At 72.4% G+C, this 24,764-nt stretch carries 11 protein-coding genes; 3 read left to right on the top strand and 8 right to left on the bottom strand.

Annotation, left to right across the window (positions count from 1 at the left end; translation table 11 throughout):
* Positions 1 to 66: 66 nt before the first annotated feature.
* A complete protein-coding gene (locus ACZ4A5_RS09030; RefSeq protein ID WP_467580157.1) occupies positions 67 to 1,731 on the top strand; it encodes an MFS transporter in 1,665 nt (554 codons plus the stop codon).
* A gap of 272 nt (positions 1,732 to 2,003) precedes the next feature.
* On the opposite strand, the gene glgB is transcribed toward ACZ4A5_RS09030, so the two are convergent.
* From glgB to ACZ4A5_RS09010, 4 genes are all read right to left on the bottom strand, one after another.
* A complete protein-coding gene (glgB, locus tag ACZ4A5_RS09025) occupies positions 2,004 to 4,877 on the bottom strand; it encodes a 1,4-alpha-glucan branching enzyme (RefSeq protein ID WP_467580154.1) in 2,874 nt (957 codons plus the stop codon).
* Positions 4,878 to 4,991: 114 nt separating this feature from the next.
* On the bottom strand, positions 4,992 to 6,593 hold the full coding sequence (locus ACZ4A5_RS09020) for a maltokinase N-terminal cap-like domain-containing protein (RefSeq protein WP_467580151.1): 1,602 nt from the start codon (positions 6,591 to 6,593) through the stop codon (positions 4,992 to 4,994).
* 314 nt (positions 6,594 to 6,907) lie between these two features.
* Positions 6,908 to 8,641 carry a maltose alpha-D-glucosyltransferase gene (gene treS, locus ACZ4A5_RS09015; protein ID WP_398869747.1) on the bottom strand — a complete coding sequence of 578 codons (1,734 nt, stop codon included), beginning with the start codon at positions 8,639 to 8,641 and terminating at the stop codon, positions 6,908 to 6,910.
* Positions 8,638 to 10,644, bottom strand: a complete 2,007-nt coding sequence (locus ACZ4A5_RS09010) for an alpha-1,4-glucan--maltose-1-phosphate maltosyltransferase (RefSeq protein ID WP_467580148.1) — start codon at positions 10,642 to 10,644, stop codon at positions 8,638 to 8,640. Before ACZ4A5_RS09010 ends, treS begins: the two co-directional genes overlap by 4 nt.
* Before the next feature lie 647 nt (positions 10,645 to 11,291).
* Here ACZ4A5_RS09010 and glgP point away from each other — a divergent pair.
* Positions 11,292 to 13,919, top strand: coding sequence for an alpha-glucan family phosphorylase (glgP, locus tag ACZ4A5_RS09005; RefSeq protein ID WP_467580145.1), 2,628 nt, complete (start codon positions 11,292 to 11,294; stop codon positions 13,917 to 13,919).
* Between the two features lie 71 nt (positions 13,920 to 13,990).
* Here glgP and ACZ4A5_RS09000 read toward each other — a convergent pair whose 3' ends face one another.
* The 4 genes from ACZ4A5_RS09000 to glgX all read right to left on the bottom strand — a co-directional run bounded on the left by ACZ4A5_RS09000 (position 13,991) and on the right by glgX (position 23,049).
* Entirely contained in the window at positions 13,991 to 16,273 is a 2,283-nt protein-coding gene (locus ACZ4A5_RS09000) for a M4 family metallopeptidase (RefSeq protein WP_467580142.1), read from the bottom strand.
* A gap of 407 nt (positions 16,274 to 16,680) precedes the next feature.
* On the bottom strand, positions 16,681 to 18,525 hold the full coding sequence (locus tag ACZ4A5_RS08995; RefSeq protein WP_467580139.1) for an ABC transporter ATP-binding protein: 1,845 nt from the start codon (positions 18,523 to 18,525) through the stop codon (positions 16,681 to 16,683).
* On the bottom strand, positions 18,522 to 20,336 hold the full coding sequence (locus ACZ4A5_RS08990; RefSeq protein ID WP_467580136.1) for an ABC transporter ATP-binding protein: 1,815 nt from the start codon (positions 20,334 to 20,336) through the stop codon (positions 18,522 to 18,524). Before ACZ4A5_RS08990 ends, ACZ4A5_RS08995 begins: the two co-directional genes overlap by 4 nt.
* Before the next feature lie 355 nt (positions 20,337 to 20,691).
* Entirely contained in the window at positions 20,692 to 23,049 is a 2,358-nt protein-coding gene (glgX, locus tag ACZ4A5_RS08985) for a glycogen debranching protein GlgX (protein WP_467580133.1), read from the bottom strand.
* A 388-nt stretch (positions 23,050 to 23,437) separates the two neighbouring features.
* Between glgX and ACZ4A5_RS08980 the strand changes: the two genes are divergently transcribed.
* Positions 23,438 to 24,652, top strand: coding sequence for a L,D-transpeptidase (locus tag ACZ4A5_RS08980; protein WP_467580130.1), 1,215 nt, complete (start codon positions 23,438 to 23,440; stop codon positions 24,650 to 24,652).
* Positions 24,653 to 24,764: the final 112 nt, after the last annotated feature.

Below are 24,764 nucleotides of genomic sequence, written 5' to 3'. Positions count from 1 at the left end.
CACGGGCGTAAATTGCACACTGGTGTGTAATTGCACAGTGGTGTGCAGATCTGGAAAGGAGGACCGATGGGCCTCGCGATGTCGACACCGGTCGACAAGATGGACGGTCCGTACAAGAGGCGCTGGGCGGCGCTCGGCGTTCTCTGCCTCAGCCTGCTGATCATCGTCATGGCCAACACATCCCTGACGGTGGCGGCCCCGGACATGGTCAAGGACCTCGGCCTGGGCAGCTCGGACCTGCAATGGGTCATCGACGGCTACACCGTGCCGTACGCCGCGCTGATGCTGATCCTCGGTGCCGTGGGCGACAAGTACAGCCGCCGCGGGGCGCTCGTCCTCGGCCTGCTCGTCTTCGGCGCGGCCTCCGTCGCCGGGTCGCTGGTCGACAGCTCCACCGGCGTCATCGCAGCCCGTGCCGCCATGGGCATCGGCGCGGCCATGATCATGCCGGCGACCCTGTCGCTGCTCGCCGCGACCTTCCCGCGCGAGGAGCGTGCGAAGGCCATCACCATCTGGACGGCCACCGCCGGACTCGCCATCGCCGTCGGCCCGTTGGTCGCCGGCGCGCTGCTGGAGGACCACGGCTGGGCCTCGACGTTCCTCATCAACGTGCCGATCGCCGCCGTCGGTATCGTCGGCGCGCTGCTGCTCGTGCCGCCGTCCAAGGCGTCGGGCGTCGACACGATCGACTACGTCGGCGGCCTGCTGTCCGTCATCTGGGTCGGCTCCCTGATCTACATGATCATCGAGGGCCCGCACTTCGGCTGGGGCACCGGCGCGATCGTCGCCGCCGTCGTGGCCGGCCTCGGCCTGGTCGGCTTCGTCGTCTGGGAGTTGCGCCACCCGCGCCCGGTCCTCGACGTCCGCCGCTTCGCCGAGCGAGCGTTCGCGGGTTCCACGCTGGCCGTGGCCCTGTTCTTCCTCGCCGTCTTCGGCACGTTCTACTACCTGACCCAGCACCTCCAGTTCGTCCTCGGCTACTCCGCGCTTGACACGGGCATCCGGATGCTGCCGCTGGCCGGTGCCGTCTTCGTCGGCGGCGCGCTGACCGCCCTGCTGACCCCCAAGGCCGGTATGAAGGCCACCGTCGGCCTCGGCATGACGGTCGGCACGGTCGCGATCGCGCTGCTCACCCGGGTCGACGCGCACTCGACGTACGACGACTTCGTCCTGCCGCTGGTCATCCTGGGCCTGGCCATCGGCCTGTCCCTGTCGCCCTGCACCAACGCCATCATGGGCTCCTTCCCACAGGGCAAGCTGGGCGTCGGCGGCGCGGTCAACAGCACCTCCATCGAGCTGGGCGGCTCCCTGGGCATCGCCATCCTCGGCACGGTGCTGGCCAAGACCTACTCCTCCAACCTCGCCGACGCCGCCGGGAAGGCGGCCGCCGCGGGCGGCCCCAAGCTTCCGGAGAAGGCCCTCTCCGCCGCCCAGGACTCGGTCGGCGCGGGCCTCTATGTGGCCAAGGAGGCCGGCAGGCAGGTGGCCGCGGGCGCCGCGCCGAAGATCGGCGCGGAGAAGGCGGCCGCGCTCGGCGCCGAGCAGGCGCGGGCGGTGGTCTCGGCCGTGCACAAGGCTTTCGCCGACTCTGTCGCTCATACGAGTGTGGTGGGTGCGGTGATTCTTGGCGTGGGCACGGTTGTGGTGGCGCTGTTGCTGCCGCGGCGGGGGCCGTCTTCTCCGACCGGTGCGTCGGCTGAGGCCGAGGCGAAGGTGGACGAGAAGGTCTGACGTCTGCCTTGGGCGCCTGCGGCGGGCTTTCCCCTACCCGCCCCTTCCCGAAACTGGGGGCGATCCCCCAGACCCCCTGCAACACGGCTTCGCCGCGTTGTCCTCAATCGCCGGGCGGGCTGAATATTCAGCCCGCCCGGCGATTGAGGACGCGCCCGAAGGGCGCTCCCGCCGCAGGCGGCAACGGATCCGCAGCCGGGGGTCTGGGGCACGCGCCCCAGTCGGGAAGGGGCGGGGCTGGGGAAAGAGCCCGCCGCAGGCGTGACCGCCCGCTACACCCCCCGCCACCACACCGTCGCCAACGGCGGCAACGTCACCGTCACACTCGCCGGCCGCCCATGACACCGAGTCGCCTCCGTCTTGACGGGGTCCGGGGAGACCACCCCGCTCCCCCCGTACCGCTCGGCGTCCGTGTTGAGCACCTCCACCCAGGCCGTCGGCTGAGCCGGCACCCCCAGCGGGTAGTGGTGCCGCACCACAGGGGAGAAGTTGGAGACGGCGAGCAGCGGGGAGCCGTCCGCGTCGTAGCGGAGGAAGGCGAAGACGTTGTCCTCGCTCGCGTCGCCGAGGACCCACTCGAAGCCCTCGGGCGCCGTGTCGCGCTGCCAGAGCGCGGGCGTGTCGAGGTAGACGCGGTTGAGGTCGCGGACCAGGTCGCGCACGCCCCGGTGGTCGGCCTCCGCGGAGTAGGAGGGGTCCAGCAGCCACCAGTCCGGGCCGTGGGTCTCGGACCACTCCGCGCCCTGGGCGAACTCCTGCCCCATGAAGAGGAGTTGCTTGCCGGGGTGGGCCCACATGAAGCCGAGGTAGGCGCGGTGGTTGGCGCGCTGCTGCCACCAGTCGCCCGGCATCTTCGAGACCAGCGAGCGCTTGCCGTGCACCACCTCGTCGTGCGAGATGGGCAGCACGTAGTTCTCGCTGTAGGCGTAGATCATGGAGAAGGTCATCTCACCGTGGTGGTACTTCCGGTGGACCGGCTCCTTGGAGACGTAGACCAGGGAGTCGTGCATCCAGCCCATGTTCCACTTCAGGCCGAAGCCCAGACCGCCGAAGCCGCCCGGCCCCACGTGGTGGGTGGCGCGGGTGACACCGTCCCAGGCGGTGGACTCCTCGGCGATGGTGACGACCCCGGGGCAGCGGCGGTAGACGGTCGCGTTCATCTCCTGGAGGAAGGCCACCGCGTCGAGGTTCTCCCGCCCGCCGTGGACGTTGGGCGTCCACTGGCCCTCCTCGCGGGAGTAGTCGAGGTAGAGCATCGAGGCCACGGCGTCCACGCGCAGCCCGTCGATGTGGAACTCCTGGCACCAGTAGACGGCGTTCGCCACCAGGAAGTTGCGGACCTCCGTGCGGCCGTAGTCGAACTCCAGCGTGCCCCAGTCCGGGTGCGCGGCCCGCAGCGGGTCCGCGTGCTCGTACAGCGGCCGTCCGTCGAACTCGGCCAGCGCCCAGTCGTCGCGCGGGAAATGCGCGGGCACCCAGTCCATCAGCACCCCGATGCCCGCCCGGTGCAGCGCGTCGACCAGGTACTTGAAGTCGTCGGGCGTGCCCAGCCGGGCCGTCGGCGCGTAGAAGCCCGTGACCTGGTAGCCCCACGAGCCGCCGAAGGGGTGCTCCGCCACCGGCATCAGCTCGACGTGCGTGAAGCCGAGGTCCTTGACGTACGCGGGCAGCTGCTCGGCGAGCTGCCGGTAGGTGAGGCCCGGCCGCCAGGACGCCAGGTGCAGCTCGTAGACGGAGAACGGCGCCTCGTGCACCGGCCGCTGGCCGCGCCGCTCCAGCCACGCGCCGTCCGTCCACTCGTGGTGCGACGCGTGCACGATCGAGGCGTTGGCCGGGGGCGCCTCGGTGCGCCGGGCCATGGGGTCCGCGCGCATCGTGTGCGAGCCGTCGGGGCGGGTGATCCGGAACTTGTAGAGCGCGCCCTCGCCGAGGTCCGGCACGAAGAGCTCCCACACCCCCGCACCGCCCAGGGAGCGCATCGGATGGCCCGTGCCGTCCCAGTAGTTGAAGTCCCCGACCACCTGCACGCCCCGCGCGTTCGGCGCCCACACGCTGAAGCGGGTGCCGGGGACGCCCTCGTGGGTCATCGGCTCCGCGCCCAGCGCCCGCCACAGCTCCTCGTGCCGGCCCTCGCGGATCAGGTGCAGGTCCAGCTCGCCGAGCGCGGGCAGGAAGCGGTACGGGTCGTGGACCTCCACCTCCGCGTCGTCGTACGTCACCAGCAGGCGGTAGGCGGGGATCTCCGGGAGGGGGAGGACGCCCGCGAAGAGGCCGTCGCCCTCGGCGTGGAGCGCCGCCCGCAGACCGTCGGCGACGATTTCCACCGAACGGGCGAACGGGCGCAGCGCCCGGAACGCGACACCACCCGGCACGGGGTGCGCGCCCAGCAGCGCGTGCGGGTCGTGATGGGCGCCGTGCAGCAACCGCCCGCGCTCCTCGTCCCCGAGCGGCTCGGCGGGGCGCCCCGCGGGGGCGGGAGCGGCCGGGCCCGGGAGCGAGCCCGCGATACGGGCCTGGGCGCGCCGCCCGCCCGCCCCCAGGGCCGGGCCGCCGCCCGTACGACCGCTGCCGGGACCACCGCCTGAGGCCGCCGGGCCGCCGGTGCTCGTGGGCGCTGCCGGGTCGCCGGTCGTGTGGCTCCCGCCGCCCGGCTCGCGACCTGGTGCCGCGTCCGTCGCCGGGCCGCCGCCCGTACGACCGCTGCCGGGACCACCGCCTGAGGCCGCCGGGCCGCCGGTGCTCGTGGGCACTGCGGGGTCGCCGGTCGTGTGGCTCCCGCCGCCCGGCTCGCGACCTGGTGCCGCGTCCGTCGCCGGGCCGTCGGCCGCGTGACCGCTGCGGGGGTTGTCACCCGAGGCCGCCGGGCCGCCGGTGTTCGTGGGCGCTGCCGGGCCGCCGGTCGTGTGGCTCCCGCCGCCCGGCTCGCGACCTGGTGCCGCGTCCGTCGCCGGGCCGTCGGCCGTGCCGGGCCTGGCCCGTGCGTCGCCCGAGGCCGCCCGGGGGACCTCGCCCCGCGGGGTGCCCCTGCCGGACGTCCCCGCGCGGGCCCGGCCCGGGAGGAACGTGGCCGGGATCCCGGACGGGGCCGCGGGGCGGCCCGCTCCCGGGTCGGGTGCGGGGCTGCTGGACGGGGGACGAGCGGTCACGGGGCGGTCCTCCTCGGGCTTCCCCCGGCGGCGGCCGGAGGGCGGATCTGCGGTGCTGGGCTCCGGTTCGTCACGCGGAGGTTCTCACGCGGAGAATCGGCATGCGGAGGTTCGTCATGCGGGCGTCCCGCTCCCCGGCACGGGTCCGGTGACGCCTTCGTCCGCCACGGCTGCTCCCGCGACAGCCTCGCCCGCCGCCGGGGATTCCGCCAGCCGGCGGATCGCCGACATCGGCACGGGCAGCCAGTCCGGGCGGTGGCGGGCCTCGTAGAGGACTTCGTAGACGGCCTTGTCCGTCTCGTGGGCGCGCAGCAGCTGGGGGTCCTCGCGGGGGTCGCCGCGCACCGTGGCGTAGCCCTCGCAGAAGGCCGCGCGGGCGCGCGCGGACCAGGTGCTGCCGCTCGCGCGCCCGACGGCGGCCGCGTAGTCGAAGGAGCGCAGCATGCCCGCGACATCCCGGGCCGCGGGCTGCGGCCGGCAGCGCTCGGCCAGCGGGCGGGCGGGCTCGCCCTCGAAGTCGATGAGCGCCCAGCGGCCGTCCTCGGCGGTGCGCAGCGCCTGTCCGAGGTGCAGGTCGCCGTGGATGCGCTGGGCGCGCCAGGTGCGCCCGGCCCGGCCGAGCGCGGCGAGTTCGTCGTACGCGGCGCGCAGCGCGGCCCGGTAGGGGCGCAGGGCGGGCACGGCGTCGGCGGCGGCGTCCAGGCGGCGGGTCATCGCGGCGGCGAGGTGCTCCAGCTGGGGGCGGCGCAGCACGACGGTGGGCAGCGCTTCGGCGAGCGCGCCGTGGACCTCGGCGGTGGCGTGCCCGAGCGCGCGGGCGGAGGCGGTGAAGTCGGCCCGCACGGCGAGCGCGCTGAGCGCGAGCTGCCAGCCGTCGGCGGAACCGGTCAGATAGGGCTGGAGGACGCCGAGCGTGAGGGCGTCGGCGTCCGGTCCCGGCGGCTCGGCCTCGAACCACGCGGCGGGCGCCGGGACCCGGTTGCAGCCGCTGGCGGCGAGCGCGCGGGGCAGTTCGAGATCGGGGTTGGTGCCGGGGCAGACGCGGCGGAAGAGCTTGAGGATATACGTTTCGCCGTAGATCACCGAGGAGTTGGACTGCTCGGCGGTGAGCAGCCGGGGGGTCAGCCCGGCGGGGATGACGGCGCCCTCCTCGCGCGTGAAGCGCAGCGGTCCGAGGCGGCCGGGCGTCCGCAGCCGCTCCAGGAGGAGGGCGGCGAGCCGGGGGTCGGCGAGGCCCTCGTAGACGGTGCGGCCGTGCAGGGGGCCGCCGGTGGGGCGGCCGATGAGCGTGGCGGCGAGATGGGGCGGCAGCACGTCCTGGATGCCGAGCAGGAGTTGATAGCAGTCGTCGCTGCCCGTGTGCACGGCGGGGCCCGGTGCGTCGAGGGGGCCGGGGCGGGCCGTGGGAGAGCCGGTCTGGTGGGCCCGTACGAGCAGGTGCAGCAGGCCGGGCGCGGTGCTGCCGGGGACGTGCGGGAGCAGCTCGGTCGCCGTGACGAGCGTGAAGCCGGTGATCGGACGCCCCTTGCCCGCGAACCACCGCTGCCGGGGCAGCCACTCCGCGAGCAGCGGCACCAGGGAACTCAGCAGTCCCGCCCCGGCGGCGTCCGTCCGCGGCGCGGCGTTGGCCGAGGCGGCACGGACCGAGGACAACAGAGGTCCGGGGGTCGTCCCCCGGCGGGTGGTCCCGCGGTGGGACGGTGCAGCGTCCGACATGGCGTCGCGTCCTTTCCCCGGGCACACGACAGATTGGGCAAAGTGTCCCGGATTGCGGCTTTGACCGGTGTGCGGTGCGGGACGTGTCGGGCGAGGATCGTCCGTACGGTCAGCCCCGGCGGCCACGGGTGGCCCCCTGCGTTCGGTGCGTGCGATCGTTGCGGTGCGTGCTGTCGGCCCGTGAGGAGAAGGGGCCTCGGCGGCGGAATCGATCAGTTCGGTCCGGCCCGTGCGTAGTAGTGAGGGTTCCCAGGCTTCGCGGGGGAAAACCGCCCGTGCGCGCCCGATCGGGCCCGGACGCGCACGGGCGCGGCTCAGTGTCCCGGCGGCGGGGGCGCGCTCTGCCGCAGCCGGAACCAGTAGAAGCCGTGACCCGCGAGGGTCAGCAGGTAGGGCAGCTCCCCGATGGCCGGGAAGCGCACCCCGCCGATGAGCTCGACCGGATGCCTGCCGTTGAAGGCCCGCAGATCGAGCTCGGTCGGCTGTGCGAAGCGCGAGAAATTGTTCACGCACAGGACCAGGTCGTCGTCCCGCTGCCCCGGCACCCGCACCTCGCGCAGGAAGGCCAGCACCGCGGGATTGCTGGAGGACAGCTCGGTGTAGGAGCCGAGTCCGAAGGCCGGGTTCTGCTTGCGGATCTCGATCATCCGCCGGGTCCAGTGCAGCAGCGAGGACGGGCTGCTCATCGCCGCCTCGACGTTGGTGACCTGATAGCCGTAGACCGGGTCCATGATGGTCGGCAGATACAGCCGCCCCGGATCGCAGGAGGAGAAGCCCGCGTTGCGGTCCGGCGTCCACTGCATCGGTGTCCGCACGCCGTCGCGGTCACCGAGCCAGATGTTGTCGCCCATGCCGATCTCGTCACCGTAGTAGAGGATCGGCGAGCCGGGCAGCGACAGCAGGAGCGCGGTGAACAGCTCGATCTGATTGCGGTCGTTGTCGAGCAGCGGGGCGAGCCGGCGCCGGATGCCGATGTTGGCGCGCATCCGCGGGTCCTTGGCGTACTCCGCGTACATGTAGTCGCGTTCCTCGTCCGTGACCATCTCGAGGGTGAGCTCGTCGTGGTTGCGGAGGAAGATGCCCCACTGGCAGCGCGCGGGAATGGCCGGGGTCTTGGCCAGGATTTCCGAGACCGGATAGCGGGATTCCCGCCGTACGGCCATGAAGATGCGCGGCATCACGGGGAAGTGGAAGGCCATATGGCACTCGTCGCCGCCGTCGGCGAAGTCGCCGAAGTAGTCGACGACGTCCTCCGGCCACTGATTGGCCTCGGCGAGCAGCACGGTGTCGGGGTAGTGCGCGTCGATCTCGGCCCGCACCCGCTTGAGGAACTCGTGACTGCGCGGCAGGTTCTCGCAGTTGGTGCCCTCCTCGGCGAAGAGATAGGGCACGGCGTCGAGCCGGAAGCCGTCGATGCCGAGGTCGAGCCAGAACCGCAGCGCCGCCAGGATCTCCTCCTGCACGGCGGGGTTCTCGTAGTTGAGGTCCGGCTGGTGGGAGAAGAAGCGGTGCCAGTAATACTGCTTGCGGACGGGGTCGAAGGTCCAGTTCGAGGACTCGGTGTCCACGAAGATGATCCGCGCGCCCTGGTACTGCTTGTCGTCGTCGGCCCAGACGTAGTAGTCGCCGTAGGGGCCTTCCGGATCCGCGCGGGACTGCTGGAACCACTCGTGCTGATCGCTCGTATGGTTCATGACAAAATCGATGATGACGCGCATACCGCGCTGGTGCGCCGCGTCCACGAACTCCACGAAGTCGGCGAGGTCACCGAACTCGGGCAGCACCGAGGTGTAGTCCGAGACGTCGTAGCCGCCGTCGCGCAGGGGTGACTGGAAGAACGGCGGCAGCCACAGGCAGTCCACGCCCAGCCACTGCAGATAGTCCAGCTTGGCCGTCAGACCCTTGAGGTCGCCGATGCCGTCGCCGTCGCTGTCCTGGAACGACCGGACGAGCACCTCGTAGAAGACGGCGCGCTTGAACCAGTCCGGATCCAGATCCTTCGCGGGGGTGTCCTCGAACGTGTCGGGGACGGGCTCGTTGACGATCATGGTGTGGGTGACCCTCCGATCGGTGAGGACGGTCGCAGCGAGAACACGTGCGCGGGCGCGATGGAACGGCCCGGCTCCAGGCGCACATAGTTGTCCCTGCCCCAGTGATAGGTCTCTCCGGTGAGCTCGTCGCGCACCGGGACGGACTCGTGCCATTCGAGGCCGAGTTCCGGCATGTTCAACGAGACCGTGGCCTCCTGGGTGTGGTGGGGGTCGAGGTTGACGACCGTCAGCACACAGGAGCCGCCGGGGCCGCCGGCCCGCTTGGAATAGGCGATGACGGCGTCGTTGTCGGCGTCATGGAAACGCACGTTGCGCAGCCGGCGCAGGGCGGGCTGCCGCCGCCGCAGCCGGTTGAGCACGGTGAGCAACGGCGCGAGGCTGCGCCCCTCGCGCTCCGCCGCGGCCCAGTCGCGCGGCCGCAGCTGATACTTCTCGGAGTCCAGATACTCCTCGCTGCCCGCCCGCACCGGGGTGTTCTCGCACAGCTCGTAACCGGCGTAGACACCCCAGGAGGGGGAGAGCGTCGCGGCGAGCACGGCCCGGATCTCGAACGCCGCGCGGCCGCCGTCCTGGAGATAGGCGTGCAGGATGTCGGGGGTGTTGACGAAGAAGTTCGGCCGCATGCACGCCGCGCTCGCGTCCCCCGCCAGCTCGGTGACGTAGTCGGTGAGCTCCTGCTTGGAGTTGCGCCAGGTGAAGTAGGTGTACGACTGCTGGAAGCCGATCGCCCCGAGCGTGCGCATCATGGCCGGCCGGGTGAACGCCTCGGCCAGGAACACCACATCGGGGTCCGTGCGGCCCACGTCGCCGATGACCTTCTCCCAGAAGGACACGGGCTTGGTGTGCGGATTGTCGACCCGGAAGATCCGGATCCCGCGCGCCATCCAGAAGCGCAGCACCCGCAGCGTCTCCCGGACGAGCCCGTCGAAGTCCGCGTCGAAGGCCAGCGGATAGATGTCCTGGTACTTCTTCGGCGGGTTCTCGGCGTACGCGATGGTGCCGTCGGCGCGGTGGTGGAACCACTCGGGGTGCTTCTCCACCCACGGGTGCTCCGGGGAGCACTGGAGCGCGAAGTCGAGCGCCACCTCCATGCGCAGCTCGCGCGCCCGCGCCACGAAGTGGTCGAAGTCCTCGAAGGTGCCGAGGTCCGGGTGGAGGGCGTCGTGCCCGCCGTCGGCGGAGCCGATCGCCCAGGGGCTGCCCACGTCGTACGGGCCCGCCGTGAGGCCGTTGTTGGGGCCCTTGCGGAAGGCGGTGCCGATGGGGTGCACCGGCGGGAGGTAGACCACGTCGAAGCCCATGGCCGCGACGGCCGGGAGCCGCTCGGCCGCCGTCCGGAAGGTGCCGCTGACCGGCGGCCCGTCCTTGGGCAGCCGCGCGCCCTCGGAGCGGGGGAAGAGCTCGTACCACGAGCCGAACAGCGCCCGTTCGCGCTCGACGAGGACCGGCACCGGCCGGCTGCTGGTGACCAGCTCGCGCAGCGGGTGGGCGGCCAGCGCCGCCGTGACGTCGGGGGCCAGCGCGGCGGCGAGCCGCCCGGCGGGCGGGCGGCCGGCGTCCCGCAGGCCGTCGACGGCGGCGAGCACCGCCTCCCGGCCGTCGTTCTTCGGCACCCCGGCGGCGGCCCGCTCGTGGAGCAGCGCGCCTTCCTCCAGGACCAGTTCGGAGTCGATCCCGGCCGGGATCTTGATCCGGGCCTGGTGCCGCCAGCTCTCCACCGGGTCGCTCCACGCCTCCACCGCGTACGTCCAGCGGCCCTCCGCGTCCGGGGTGACCTCGGCGCCCCAGCGGTCGGTGCCGGGCGCCAGCTCCCGCATCGGCGTCCACGGCCCGGAGCGGCCCGCGGGCCCCCGCAGCACCACGTTCGCGCCCACCGCGTCATGGCCCTCGCGGAAGACGGTGGCGGTCACCTGGAAGGACTCGCCCGCCACGGCCTTGACCGGTCTGCGGCCACAGTCCACGAGCGGGCCGAGGTCCAGGACGGGGATGCGACCGATCATGGGATCACCTGGAGGTTCGACGGAATCGGGAGGTCTGGCGGTTCTGTTCTTTCTATCGGCTCCGCCGGTTCTCGGCCGGGCGCGGGCATGACTGCTCCTGCCCGCGTTCACCCGGGTGGACGCGGAGGAATTGCGCCGGATACGGAGCCGTGGACGACGGGGTGGTGACGCTGACTTCCGTGCATACCGTGTGAGCTTTCCCATCGGCACCTGGCGAGCATGCCCGTCCCGTGGGACCTACCGGTGCGTAGTTCCCGTGGCACCGCGAGGGGAGGACGGTCGGCATCCCGTCACCCGTAGGAAGTCTCCCCGCTGGGCCGATCGTGTGCAATGTTCCGCAAGGGGATAGGCGGCGGCCGGACGGGGTACCGCGGGGCCCGCGGCCACCACATGAGCCGTAGGGTCGCCCGGCTGCCGGAGCGCTTGCTGTACGCGTGACGTATTCGGCGCTCGCACGTGTGCTGTAGGCGGCGGAGCCCGCTGGGCTGAGAGGGCCGCCGTGGCAGCGCCGCCACCGGCCCGCTCCACAGGTATATCCACACACCCGTCCGGCACCACGGGGCGCATTCGCCGCACGCTCCCGGCCGCGGCGGGCAGTGTCCCCGACAACCCGGAATCGGGAGCGCCACGGCGCTACCGTCGTGACAGTGAAGGCCATTCGTCGATTCAGTGTGCGCCCCGTCCTTCCGGAGCCCCTACGACCGCTCAGCGAGCTGGCGCGCAATCTGCGCTGGTCCTGGCACCCCGAGACGCGCGAGCTCTTCCAGTCCGTCGACCCCGACGGCTGGCGGGCCGCCGCCGGGGACCCCCTGCGGCTGCTGGGGTCCGTCGCCGCCGACCGGCTGGCGGCCCTCGCCGAGGACCGCCGCTTCCGCCGCCGCCTCGCCGCCGCCTCCGACGATCTGCACGACTACCTCACCGGCCGCCGGTGGTATCAGGAACAGCCCGCGGGACTGCCCGCCGCCGTCGCCTATTTCTCCCCCGAGTTCGGCATCACCGCCGCCCTCCCGCAGTACAGCGGCGGCCTCGGCATCCTCGCCGGCGACCACCTCAAGTCCGCCAGCGACCTCGGCGTCCCCCTCATCGGCGTCGGACTGCTCTACCGCCACGGGTACTTCCGCCAGTCCCTCTCCCGCGAGGGCTGGCAGCAGGAGCACTACCCCCTGCTCGACCCCAACGAGCTCCCGCTGCGGATGCTCCGCGAACCCGACGGCACCCCCAGCCGCGTCTCCCTCGCCCTCCCCGGCGGCCGCTGTCTGCTCGCCTACATCTGGCAGGCCCACGTCGGCCGCGTACCCCTGCTCCTCCTCGACTCCGACGTCGAGGAGAACGGCCCCCGCGAGCGCGACGTCACCGACCGGCTCTACGGCGGCGGGGGCGAGCACCGGCTGCTCCAGGAGATGCTCCTGGGCATCGGCGGGGTGCGCGCGCTGCGTACGTACTGCCGGCTCACCGGCCACCCCGAGCCCGAGGTCTTCCACACCAACGAGGGCCACGCCGGATTCCTCGGCCTTGAGCGCATCCGCGAACTCGCAGAACGGGGCGCAGACTTCGACGCCGCGCTGGAGAGCGTGCGCGCCGGAGCCGTCTTCACCACCCACACGCCCGTGCCCGCCGGCATCGACCGCTTCGACCGCGAGCTCGTCGCCCGCCACTTCGGCCCCGCCGGGGAACTCCCCGGCATCGACGTCGAACGCGTCCTCGAACTCGGCCTGGAGAGCTACCCCGGCGGCGAGCCCAACCTCTTCAACATGGCGGTCATGGGCCTGCGCCTGGCCCAGCGCGCCAATGGCGTCTCCACCCTCCACGGCCAGGTCAGCCGCCAGATGTTCGCCGGCCTGTGGCCCGGCTTCGACGCCGAGGAGGTGCCCATCACCTCCGTCACCAACGGCGTCCACGCCCCCACCTGGGTGGCCCCCGAGGTCATGCGGCTCGGCGCCCGGCAGGTCGGCGCCGGGCGCGCCGAGGACGCCCTCACCGTCGGCGGCTCCCGGCGCTGGGACGCCGTCGACGGCATCGCCGCCGCCGACATCTGGGAACTGCGCCGCACCCTGCGCGAACAGCTCGTCGAAGAGGTGCGGAGCCGGCTGCGCGCCTCCTGGCGCGAGCGCGGCGCGGGCACCGCCGAACTCGGGTGGATCGACGGCGTCCTCGACCCCGACATCCTCACCATCGGCTTCGCCCGCCGCGTCCCGTCGTACAAGCGCCTCACCCTGATGCTCCGCGACCGCGACCGGCTGATGGAACTGCTGCTCCACCCCGAGCGGCCGATCCAGATCGTCGTCGCCGGCAAGGCCCACCCGGCCGACGACAGCGGCAAGCGCCTCGTGCAGGAGCTCGTGCGGTTCGCCGACGACCCGCGCGTGCGCCACCGCATCGTCTTCCTGCCCGACTACGGCATGGCCATGGCCCAGAAGCTCTACCCCGGCTGCGACGTCTGGCTGAACAACCCGCTGCGCCCCCTGGAGGCGTGCGGTACCTCCGGCATGAAGGCCGCGCTCAACGGCTGTCTCAACCTGTCCGTCCTGGACGGCTGGTGGGACGAGTGGTACGAACCCGACTTCGGCTGGGCCATCCCCACCGCCGACGGCGCAGCGACGGACGAGGACCGGCGCGACGACCTGGAGGCGACCGCCCTCTACCGGCTGCTGGAGGAGCGCGTCGCGCCGCGCTTCTACGACCGGGGCGCGGGCGGGCTGCCCGGCCGCTGGATCGAGATGGTCCGCGGCACGCTCACCACCCTCGGCCCTAAGGTGCTGGCCGGGCGCATGGTCAGGGAGTACGTGGAGCGGCTCTACGGGCCCGCCGCCGAGGCCCAGCGCGCGCTGGGCCCGGAGGCCGCCAGGGAGCTGGCGGAGTGGAAGCGGCGGGTGCGCGACGCGTGGCCGGGGGTCGCCGTCGACCACGTCGAGGCGGTCGCGGACACCGCGCTCAACGGCACGGCGGAGCTGGGCTCCACGGTCTCCCTGCGGGTGAGCGTCACCCTCGGCGGGCTCGAACCCGCGGATGTCGAGGTGCAGGCGGTCGCCGGGCGCGTCGACCCCGCGGACTGCCTGAGCCGCACGTCGACGTTCCCCCTGAAGCCGACGGGGGCGCCGGGCCTCGACGGCCGCCGGCTCTACGAGGGCCCGCTGACGCTCGACCGCACGGGACCGTTCGGCTACACGGTGCGGATCCTGCCGGCCCACCATCTGCTGGCCAGCGGTGCGGAGATGGGGCTGGTGACCCTGCCGTCGGAGGCGACGGGGGAGGGGGCGGGGGTGCTGCTGCGCTAGCGCCCCGCGAGGAGATGACAGACGCCGCCCGGGGGAGTCGAGCTCTCCCCGGGCGGCGTCCGGACCGTGCGCTAGAAGCTGAGCCGCCAGCTGTTGAGGGTGCCGCTGTCACCCGCGTACACGTCCTGGACCTGGAGCTTCCACGTGCCGGTGGCCGAGGAGCCGGAGGTGTCGACCGTGTACGTCTCCTTGACGTCCGCCGCGGAGTCCCACGTGTCGGAGTCCTTCAGCCGCCACGACTTGCCGTCGGGCGCGATCAGGTCGATCCGGAGGTCACCGCGGTAGGTGTGCGTGATGTTCACGTCCACCTTCAGCGCGGACGAGCCGTTGCCGCTGCGCGTCACGACGATCGGCGAGGTGACGGCCGCTCCCGCGTCGGGTATCGCCACCGGGGTGGTGTTCTCGAAGACGCTGCCGCCGCCCGTGGTGTTCACGGTCCACTTGAAGGTGGCGGTGCCGGTCCTGCCGCCCGTGTCCTTCACCGTCACGGTCACCGTGCTGGTGCCGGTCGCGGTCGGCGTGCCGGAGATCAGACCGGTCGAGGCGTTGATCGACAGCCCGGCGGGCAGCCCGGAGGCCGAGTAGGTCAGCGCGCCGGCCGTCGAACTCGTCGCCTTGATCTGGAGCTGGACCGCCGTGTTCACGATGCTGGTCTGGTCGCCGGGGGCGGTGACGGTCACGCCGGACGAGACCCGGCTGCCGACGCTGATGGCGGCCCACGCGTTGGCGACGTTGTTGTACGTCTCGCTGCCGACGCCGAACAGCTCACCGGCGGCCCACAGCGTCGCGTCCCGCGCGCCCGTGTAGTTCGTGTTGGACTGCATGCGCTGGCTCAGCGCCTTGAACCAGATCTTCGCGGCGTTGTCCCGGCCGATGCCGGTGACCGGCAGCCCGTCGGCGGTCGGGCTGTCGTAGTGCACGCCGTTGATGTCCTTCGGGCCGCTGCCCTCGGACGCGAGGTAGAACCAGTGGTTGGCCGGGCCCGAGGAGTAGTGCACGTCGAGTCCGCCGAGGCCGGAGTACCACGCGTCCTTGGAGCGGCCGTCACGGCTCGGCTTGTCCTGGTAGCGCAGCGGCGTGCCGTTGCCGTTGATGTCGATCTTCTCGCCGATGAGGTAGTCACCCGGGTCGCTCGGGTTGTTCGCCCAGAACTCCACGGCGGTGGCCATGATGTCGGACGTCGCCTCGTTCAGCCCGCCGGACTCCCCGCTGTAGGTGAGGTTGGCGGTGGCGGCGGTGACGCCGTGCGTCATCTCGTGCGCGGCCACATCGATCGCGGTCAGCGGCTTGGCGTTGCCCGACCCGTCGCCGTAGGTCATGCAGAAGCAGCCGTCGTCCCAGAAGGCGTTGACGTAGCTGTTGCCGTAGCGGACCCGGCTGTACGCGCCCTGGCCGTCGCCGCGGATGCCGGAGCGGCCGTGCACGTTCTTGTAGTAGTCCCAGGTGAGCTGGGCGCCGTAGTGCGCGTCGGCGCCGGCGGTGGCCGGGTCGCTGTTGCTGCCGCTGCCCCACACGTCGGTGGAGTTGGTGTACAGCGAACCCGTGCCGGACGAACCGTGGTTCAGGTTGTACGTCTTGTGCCCGCCGCGCGTGCCGTCGTTGAGGGTGTACGAGCCGCCGGACTGCGTCGTGCCGAGGCTGACCTGGCCGCTGTACTGGGTGTTGCCCGTGCCCGTCTTGATGCCCTGGTACTGGAAGAGCTTCTTGCCCGTCTTCGCGTCCGTGACGACGTGCAGCTGGTTGGGCGTGCCGTCGTCCTGGAGACCGCCGACGACCGTCTCGTACGCGAGGACCGGCGTCCCGTTCGCGGCCCAGATCACCTTGCGCGGCGCCGCGTCGGCCTTGGTGGCCTTCGAGCCCTGCGCGTTCGCGGCCTTCACCGCGTCCTTCTCGGCGGCGGAGGCCGCCAGCGACGGCGTGGTGGTGGCGACCGCCAGCCGGGCCTTGGTGGCCTTGGCGACGGTCTTGACCGTGCCGCTCCCGGTCGCGTCGACCACGAGGTCCCCGCCGAGCACCGGCAGGCCGTCGTAGGTGCGCTCGTAGCGGGTGTGGCTGGTGCCGTTGACGTCCTTGCCGACGTCCTTGACGACCAGCTGTTCCTTGGCGCCGAGGCCGAGCGTCCGGGCGGTGCGCGCCTTGGTCGCGTTGGCCTCGCGCATCAGCTCGGCGCGCTGCGAGGGGGTGAGCTTGGCGGGCAGCGCGCCGGGGTCGGCCTTGGCGACGACCTTGCGGCCCGCGGTGCCGTGGTCGGACTTCGCGGTGGCGGCGCCGGTCTGCGCGCCGACGGCGAGGACCGCGGTGACGGCGACCAGTGCGCCGGTGGCGACTGCGCGCCTATGGGGGGTGGGTCTCACACTGACTCCTTCTGCGATGGCCACGGTGGGTGGCCGAAGGGCGGCCGGGCGGCCGAGTCGGCCGCGCGGACAGAGCGAGGGGGAAAGCGATGCGTCAGTGGGGGGAAGCCGATGAAGGAAAAGGGATCACACGACGCCCTGCCGAGAATCCTGTGGGGGAGCTGTGCGTCGGTGGAGGGAAGAGTGCCACCGCAGGCATGTACGTGTCAGGAGCGTGGCGGCAAGTTGGCCGGATAGCGTCCGTTGACGAACAAGCGGGGTCCGCATAGCGGATCGGGAAGGATGCGGGGTGGGGGACCCTTGAACTCCGCCGCGGGGGCCGTCGGATGGGACGGCCGGAGGGTGCCAGCGCGACCGGAAATGGTGCAGTCCAATGACGGGCGGCCCCCGCCGGGGACCGCCCGATCTCAGACCAGGCTGTCCCGCCAGGCCCGGTGGAGGTCCGCGAAGCGGCCCGTGCCCGCGATGAGCTCGGCCGGTGTGCCGTCCTCCACGACCCGGCCGTCCGCCATGACCAGCACCCGGTCCGCGATCTCGACCGTCGACAGACGGTGCGCGATCACCACCGCCGTCCGCCCGCGCAGCACCGTGCGCATCGCGGCCTGCACCGCCTGCTCGCCGGGGATGTCCAGCGAGGACGTCGCCTCGTCGAGGATGAGGACCGCCGGGTCCGCGAGGAGCGCGCGGGCGAAGGCGATCAGCTGACGCTGGCCCGCCGAGATCCGGCCACCGCGCTTGCGGACGTCCGTGTCGTAACCGTCCGGCAGCGCGGTGATGAAGTCGTGCGCGCCGATGGCCTTCGCCGCCCGCTCCAGCTCCGCGCGCGTCGCGTCGGGGCGGCCGATCGCGATGTTCTCCGCGACCGTGCCGGAGAACAGGAACGACTCCTGGGTGACCATGACGACCCCGCGGCGCAGCTCCGGCACGGCCAGCTCGCGCAGCGGGACGCCGTCGAGCCGCACCTCGCCCTCGGTCGGGTCGTAGAACCGGGCGAGCAGCTTGGCCAGCGTGGACTTGCCGGCGCCGGTGGAGCCGACGACGGCCACCGTCCGCCCGGCGGCCAGGGTCAGGCCGAAGCGGGGCAGCACCTCGCCGCCCGTGCGGTAGGCGAAGCGCACCCCGTCGAAGACCACCTCACGGCCCGGAGCGCCCGCGGGCCGCTCCGGCAGCGTCCTGGGGTGCGCGGGCTCGGGGACGGAGGGGCGCTGGGCGAGCAGACCGGCGATCTTCTCCAGGGACGCGGCGGCCGACTGATAGGTGTTGAGGAACATCCCGAGCCGGTCGATCGGGTCGTACAGCCGCCGCAGGTAGAGCACCGAGGCCGCGAGCACGCCGAGCGCCAGGCCGCCGGAGGCCACCCGGTAGGCACTCCACAGGACGATCGCCGCCAGCGCGACGTTGGCCACCATCCGCGACGAGAAGATGTAGCGGGCCATCTCCAGCGTCGCGGCCGCATTGGCCGTCCGGTGGCGGGAGTTGAGCTCGGCGAAGTGCGCGTCGTTGGCGCGTTCCCGGCGGAACGCCTGCACCGGCCGGATGCCGTTCATCGTCTCGGTGAACTTCACGATGACGGCCGCGATCGCCGTGGACCGCTCGCCGTAGACGACCAGCGCGCGCCGCTGGTAGGAGCGCACGAAGAGATACAGCGGCGCGAAGGACAGCAGGGCCGCGCCCCCGATGCCGAGGTCGAGCCAGAGCAGCGTGGCCGAGACGTACACCACCGACAGGGCGACGGCGATGAGCTCCTGGAGGCCGTCGTTGAGCAGCTCGCGGATCGACTCGACGTCGGAGGTGGCGCGGGAGATCAGCCGGCCGGAGGTGTAGCGCTCGTGGAAGTCGATGCTGAGCGACTGCGCGTGGCGGAAGATCCGGCCGCGCAGGTCCAGGAGCATGTCCTGGCCGATACGGGCGGACAGCCGCACGAAGGCCAGCTGGAGCAGGCCGGAGGCCAGCGCGCACAGGGCGTAGCCGACGCCGACGGCGAGCAGCGGGCCGTGGTCGCCGTGGCGCACCGCGGGCACCCCGCGGTCGATGGCGTACGCCACCAGCAGCGGGCCCGCCTGGACGGCGGCCTGCTGGAGCAGCAGGACGACGACGGCGAACCGGACGGCGCCCCGGGCGGGGGCGAGGAGCGAGCGCAGCAGCGCGCGGGAGGCGCCCCTGGGCGCGGGCAGGACGTCCCGGGTGACCGGGTCACCGGCGTCCGCCGGCCCGGCCTCCTCGGCCTGCTCCCCGGAGACGGTGGTGGTCATCGTCCCGGCCCTCCCTGAAAGGCGTGGTCGTTCCGGCCGGACATCAGTGACGCGTACTCCTCGTTGCCGTGCAGCAGTTCGTGGTGGGTGCCGACCGCCGTGACGCGCCCGCCGGAGAGCAGGGCCACCCGGTCGGCGAGCAGGACGGTGGACGGGCGGTGGGCGACCACCAGGGCCGTGGTCGTGGCCAGCACCTCGCGCAGCGCCGCCTCCACCAGGGCCTCGGTGTGGACGTCGAGTGCGGAGAGCGGGTCGTCGAGGATGAGGAAGCGGGGCGAGCCGACGACCGCGCGGGCCAGCGCGAGGCGCTGCCGCTGCCCGCCGGACAGGCTCAGCCCCTGCTCGCCGACCTGGGTGGCGGGGCCGTCGGGCAGGGCGTGCACGAAGTCGGCCTGGGCGACCGACAACGCCCGTACGAGATCGCCCTCCTGGGCGTGCGCGGCGCCCATCAGGACGTTCTCGGCGACGGTGGCCGAGAAGAGCGTGGGGTCCTCGAAGGCGACGGAGACGAGCTCGCGCAGCCGCTCGCGGGGGAGCGTCGCGATGTCCCGGCCGTCGAGGGTGATCCGCCCGGCGGTCGCCTCGTGGAGGCGCGGGATCAGCGCGGTGAGGGTGGTCTTGCCGCTGCCGGTGGTGCCGACGAGCGCCATGGTCTCGCCGGGTCTGATGTGCAGGTCGATGCCGCGCAGTACGGGCGGGGACCCGGCGGGCGCGTCGGGGTAGCGGAACTCGACGCCTTCCAGGCGGATTCCGCCGCCCCGCGGCCGGGCGGGCACCGGCGCGTCGGGCGCCTCGGGGACGTCCGGGGCTTCGGGAGCTTCGGCGGGCGGCTCCGTGTCGAGCACCTCGAAGAAGCGGTCGGCGGCCGTCGCCGACTCGTTCGTCACCGCGAGCAGGAAGCCGATCGACTCCACCGGCCAGCGCAGCGCGAGCGCCGTCGAGAGGAACGCCACCAGGGTGCCGGCCGACAGCTCGCCGTCGGCGACCTGCACCACCCCGAGCAGCAGCGCCGCCCCGATCGCCAGCTCCGGCAGGATCATGATCAGCGCCCAGAGCGTCCCCAGCAGGCCCGCCTTGCGCAGCTCTGTCGACCGCAGCCGGCCCGAGAGCGCCATGAAGGCGCGCTCCTGGCGGTGGTGCCGCCCGAAGCCCTTGATGATGCGGATGCCGAGGACGCTCTCCTCGACGGCTGTCGTCAGATCGCCCACCTGGTCCTGCGCGGTGCGCGCGGCCCGGGAGTAGCGCTCCTCGAACGTCCAGCAGAGCGCGACCAGCGGCACCACCGGTGCCAGCAGCACCAGGCCCAGCAGCCACTGCTGCATCAGCAGAATGACGAAGCCGACCACGATGGTCACCCCGTTGACCAGCAGGAAGGTCAGCGGGAACGCCAGGAAGATCCGCAGCAGCATCAGGTCGGTCGTGCCGCGCGAGAGCAACTGCCCCGAGGGCCACCGGTCGTGGAAGGCCACCGGCAGCCGCTGGAGGCGGGCGTAGAGGTCCGCCCGCATGTCCGCCTCGACGCCGGCCAGCGGGCGGGCGATCAGCCGGCGGCGCGCGGTGAACAGCACCGCCTCCACGACGCCGAGGGCCAGCAGCAGGGCACCGCCCAGCCAGACGCCCGACGGGTCGCGGCCGGCGATGGGGCCGTCCACCATCCACTTCAGCACCAGGGGGAAGGCGAGACCTATGCAGGACGCGACGACCGCCACGGCTGCCGCGAGGAACAGGCGGGTGCGGACGGGGCGGACGTAGGGCCAAAGTCGCAGCAGCGACTTGGCAGTTGAGTGGGGCACTTCTCGGGTGGCAGTCATCAGGAGTGAGGGTACGGTTGACTGCTTACCGTGCCCACGTCTTTTTCTCGGTGCGGGTTGCCGGCGCCTGCGGCGGGCTTTTCCCCTACCCGCCCTTTCCCGGCTGCGTCTGATGTGCGGCTCCGCCGCGTGGGGGGCTTCGCCCCAGACCCCGCAACACGCTTCGCGCGTTGTCCTCAAACTCCCCCAGCTACCTCCCCCAGACTCCGTCCGGGGGTGCCCCCAGAGGTGCCCCCAACGGGCTGGATATCCAGCCCGTCCGGCTTTTGAGGACGCGCCCGCAGGGCGCTGGGGTCCGGGGTATCCCCGGTTTCGGGAAGGGGCGGGGTAGGGGAACAAAGCCCGCCGCAGGCGGTCAGGGGCAGGCGCGCGGTGGGGAAGGAGCCGCCGGCACGGCCCGCAGGAGGAGGACCGAGCGTGGGCGGACAGCCACCGGCGTACCCCCCACCCGCACCACCCCCGGCGCCGAAGCCTGCGCCTCCAGCGCCGTGTTCACGAGGAGCTCGTACGCCGAAGCCCACGGCGGCCCGGGCAGCGTGAAGCGGACCGGCCCGGCGCCCGCGTGCAGAATCGTCAGGAAGCTGTCGTCGGTGACCGGTTGACCGGAGGGGTCGCGCCGCGGGATGTCCCGGCCGGAGAGGAACATGCCGAGCGTGGCCGTCGGCGCGTACCAGTCGGCCTCCGTCATCTCCGTGCCGTCCGCCGTGAACCAGGCCAGGTCCCGCAGCCCGTCCGCGGCCTGGGGGCGGCCGGAGAAGAAGGAGCGGCTGCGCAGCACGGGGTGGGCGCGGCGCAGGGCGAGGAGCCGGCCGGACAGCTCGGCGAGCGCCCGCCAGCCGGGGTCCTCCAGGAGGGACCAGTCGACCCAGCTGGTGTCGTTGTCCTGGCAGTACGCGTTGTTGTTGCCGCCCTGCGTGCGGCCCATCTCGTCACCGGCCACCAGCATCGGCACGCCGGTGGACAGCAGCAGGGTGGTCAGCAGGTTCCGGGCCTGCCGCCTGCGCAGCGCGAGGACGGCCGGGTCGTCGGTCTCGCCCTCGGCGCCGCAGTTCCAGGACCGGTTGTCGCCGGTGCCGTCGCGGTTGCCCTCGCCGTTGGCCTCGTTGTGCTTCTGCTCGTAACTGACGAGGTCGCGCAGCGTGAATCCGTCGTGCGCGGTGACGAAGTTGACGGAGGCGTACGGCCTGCGCCCGCCCCAGGCGTAGAGGTCGCTGGAGCCGGACAGGCGGTAGCCGAGGTCCCGTACGTCCGGCAGCGCGCCCCGCCAGAAGTCGCGCACGGCGTCGCGGTAGCGGTCGTTCCACTCCGTCCACAGCGGCGGGAAGGCGCCCACCTGATAGCCGCCCGACCCCACGTCCCACGGCTCGGCTATGAGCTTGACCCGGCGCAGCACCGGGTCCTGGGCGATGACCGCGAGGAAGGGGGAGAGCATGTCGACGTCGTGCATCGACCGGGCGAGCGCCGCCGCCAGGTCGAAGCGGAAGCCGTCGACGCCCATCTCGGTCACCCAGTAGCGCAGCGAGTCGGTGATCAGCCGGAGGACGTTCGGCTGCACCACATGAAGGGTGTTGCCGCAGCCGGTGTAGTCGGCGTAGCGGCGGGCGTCGTCCTGGAGGCGGTAGTAGCGGCGGTTGTCCACGCCGCGCAGCGAGAGCGTCGGCCCGAGCTCGCCGCCCTCCGCCGTGTGGTTGTAGACGACGTCGAGGATGACCTCGATGCCCGCCGCGTGCAGGGCCCGCACCATCCGCTTGAACTCGCCGACCTGCCGCCCGCGCGTCCCGGTCGCCGCGTAGCCGGCGTGCGGCGCGAAATAGCCGATGGAGTTGTAGCCCCAGTAGTTGCGCAGCCCGCGCCGCAGCAGGTGCTCCTCGTGCGCGAACTGGTGGACGGGCAGCAGCTCGACGGCACTCACCCCGAGGCGCACCAGGTGATCGACGGCCGCCGGGTGGGCGAGCCCCGCGTAGGTGCCGCGCAGCCGCTCGGGGATGCCGGGGTGGCGCATGGTGAAGCCGCGCACGTGCAGTTCGTAGATGACCGAGTCGGCCCACGGCGTCTTCGGCCGGTGGTCGTCCGCCCAGTCGTCGTCGTCCGCGACGACGACGCCCTTGGGGACGAACGGGGCCGAGTCGCGGTCGTCGCGCACGGTGTCGGCGACATACTGCTGCGGCCAGTCGCGGACGTGTCCGTAGACCTCGGGCGGGAGGGTGAAATCACCGTCCACGGCCCGGGCGTAGGGGTCGAGGAGGAGCTTGGCGGGGTTCCAGCGGGCGCCGGTCCAGGGGTCCCAGCGGCCGTGCACGCGGTAGCCGTAGCGGCGGCCGGGGCGTACGCCCGGGACGAAGCCGTGCCATATCTCGTGCGTCAACTCCTCCAGGAGCAGGCGGGTTTCACGCTCCCGACACGGCGCGCCCTCGGCTCCCGGGCCCGGTTCGTCGTCGAACAGGCACAGCTCGACGGCCTCCGCCCCGCCGGCCCACAGGGCGAAATTGGTCCCCGCCACCCCGTCGGCGCCCACGCGATAGCGCGCGCCCAGCGGCTCCGAGCTGCCCGGCCGCACCGCCGGGCGGGCCGGGGCCGGCGGCCGCCGGTGGCCGTTGACGGCGGACACGGCGGGCGGCGCCGCGCCGCCCTCCGTACAGGGCAGGGCGGGGGCGCCCGCGAACCGGTCGTCCCGCCCGTCCTGTTCCGCCCGTTGCTCGGGTGCGCTCGACACGTCTTCGCCTCCGGCGGCTCTCGACCAGCGCGCCGGGCACCCGGCTTCCCGTGCCGGATGTCGGCGGTCCTGTCCTTCCCCCAGTTCTGCCCAGATCCACGCATGCGCTCACCCGTGTGATCGGACCCGACACCTGTGCGGGAGCTGTGCGGGCGCGGCCCCGCCGGATGGTCAACGGCGGGTCTGTGGCCGGTTTAAGATGCCTCGATTCGGCCACAGCTCACTCCTCACGCGTATGCCTCGTACCACCGTTCCCATTTGCTGCGGAACGGTGACATTCGCGAGCCATGCACGGTCGGTGGCATGTGGTTATCTATCGCCATGCGCGTGCTGACGCGCTCAGGGGGCGCCGCGTGGCCGCGGGCCGTGCGAAGGGGAGACAACCGTTGTGAACACGCAGCTGATATCGAGAGGGCGCGCCGGCCGCAGGGGCCTGTTCGCGCTGCTGCTCGGGGCGCTGTTGTTGCTGGTCACCGCCTGTGGTGGGGACGATGACACCAAGAAGGACGGTGCGCGGAAGGACGACGGCAAGCCCTCGCGGGCCGTGGTGACGATCGCGCCGCAGGACGGCGCGAAGGACGTCGCGACGAGCGGCGCGCTCAAGGTCACCGCGGACAAGGGCACCCTGACCTCCGTCAAGGTCGCCGACGCCAAGGGCACCGCCGTGGACGGCAGGATCGCCGACGGCGGCGCGTCCTGGGAGCCGACCGCTCACCTGGCCGCCTCCACGAAGTACACGGTGGACGCCCTGGCGAAGGACAAGGACGGCCGCACGTCCGCCAAGCACGCGACGTTCACCACCCTCATCCCGCAGAACACATTCGTCGGCTACTTCACGCCGGAGGACGGCAGCACAGTGGGCGTCGGGATGCCCGTATCGCTCACTTTCAGCCGCGGCATCGAGAACGCCAAGGCCGTCGAGCAGGCCGTGAAGGTGACCGCCGAGCCGTCCGTGCCCATCAAGGCCCACTGGTTCGGCAACGACCGCCTCGACTTCCGCCCCGAGAAATACTGGGCCGCGGGCACCAAGGTGACGCTGGAGATGCACCTCAACGGCGTCGAGGGCCGCACCGGGGTCTACGGCACGCAGGACAAGACCGTGAAGTTCACCGTCGGCCGCAGCCAGGTGAGCACCGTGGACGCCGCCAGCCACCAGATGACGGTCGAGCGGGACGGCAAGACGCTCAAGACCATCCCGATCTCCGCCGGCGCCCCGGGCCACTCGACGTACAACGGCCAGATGGTCATCAGCGAGAAGTACGACGTGACGCGGATGGACGGCAACACGGTGGGCTTCGGCGGCGAGTACGACATCGCGGACGTGCCGCACGCCATGCGCCTGTCGACGTCCGGCACCTTCATCCACGGCAACTACTGGTCGGGCGAGGGCACCTTCGGCTCGGAGAACGCGAGCCACGGCTGCGTGGGCCTGTTCGACCAGCGCGGCGGCGGCGACCCGTCGACCCCGGCCGCGTGGTTCTACGACAACTCGCTCATCGGCGACGTCGTCGTGGTCAAGAACTCCAATGACAAAACGATCCAGCCGGACAACGGGCTCAACGGCTGGAACATGCCCTGGTCCGAGTGGACCGCCGGGAGCTGACGCCCCCACCCCCTGACGGCCGGGCGGCCCGGTGCGCTTGTGTGACCAAGTGCACCGGGCCCGCCGCCGTGCCGGGAAATTCCAGCGCTTTTGGCGAAATGGGGCATAGGGG

This window comes from Streptomyces sp. NPDC025618 (genome assembly GCF_055558795.1).
Note: the sequence above shows the minus strand (reverse complement) of the source record. Positions and strands in the feature narration are given on the sequence as shown.

Bases quoted from the DNA above. Each gene is read 5' to 3' on its own strand.
- ACZ4A5_RS09030 (WP_467580157.1), top strand. From the start codon at position 67: ATGGGCCTCGCGATGTCGACACCGGTCGACAAGATGGACGGTCCGTAC.
- ACZ4A5_RS09020 (WP_467580151.1), bottom strand. From the start codon at position 6,593: ATGTCGGACGCTGCACCGTCCCACCGCGGGACCACCCGCCGGGGGACG.
- treS (WP_398869747.1), bottom strand. From the start codon at position 8,641: ATGATCGTCAACGAGCCCGTCCCCGACACGTTCGAGGACACCCCCGCG.
- ACZ4A5_RS09010 (WP_467580148.1), bottom strand. From the start codon at position 10,644: ATGATCGGTCGCATCCCCGTCCTGGACCTCGGCCCGCTCGTGGACTGT.
- ACZ4A5_RS08995 (WP_467580139.1), bottom strand. From the start codon at position 18,525: ATGACCACCACCGTCTCCGGGGAGCAGGCCGAGGAGGCCGGGCCGGCG.
- ACZ4A5_RS08990 (WP_467580136.1), bottom strand. From the start codon at position 20,336: ATGACTGCCACCCGAGAAGTGCCCCACTCAACTGCCAAGTCGCTGCTG.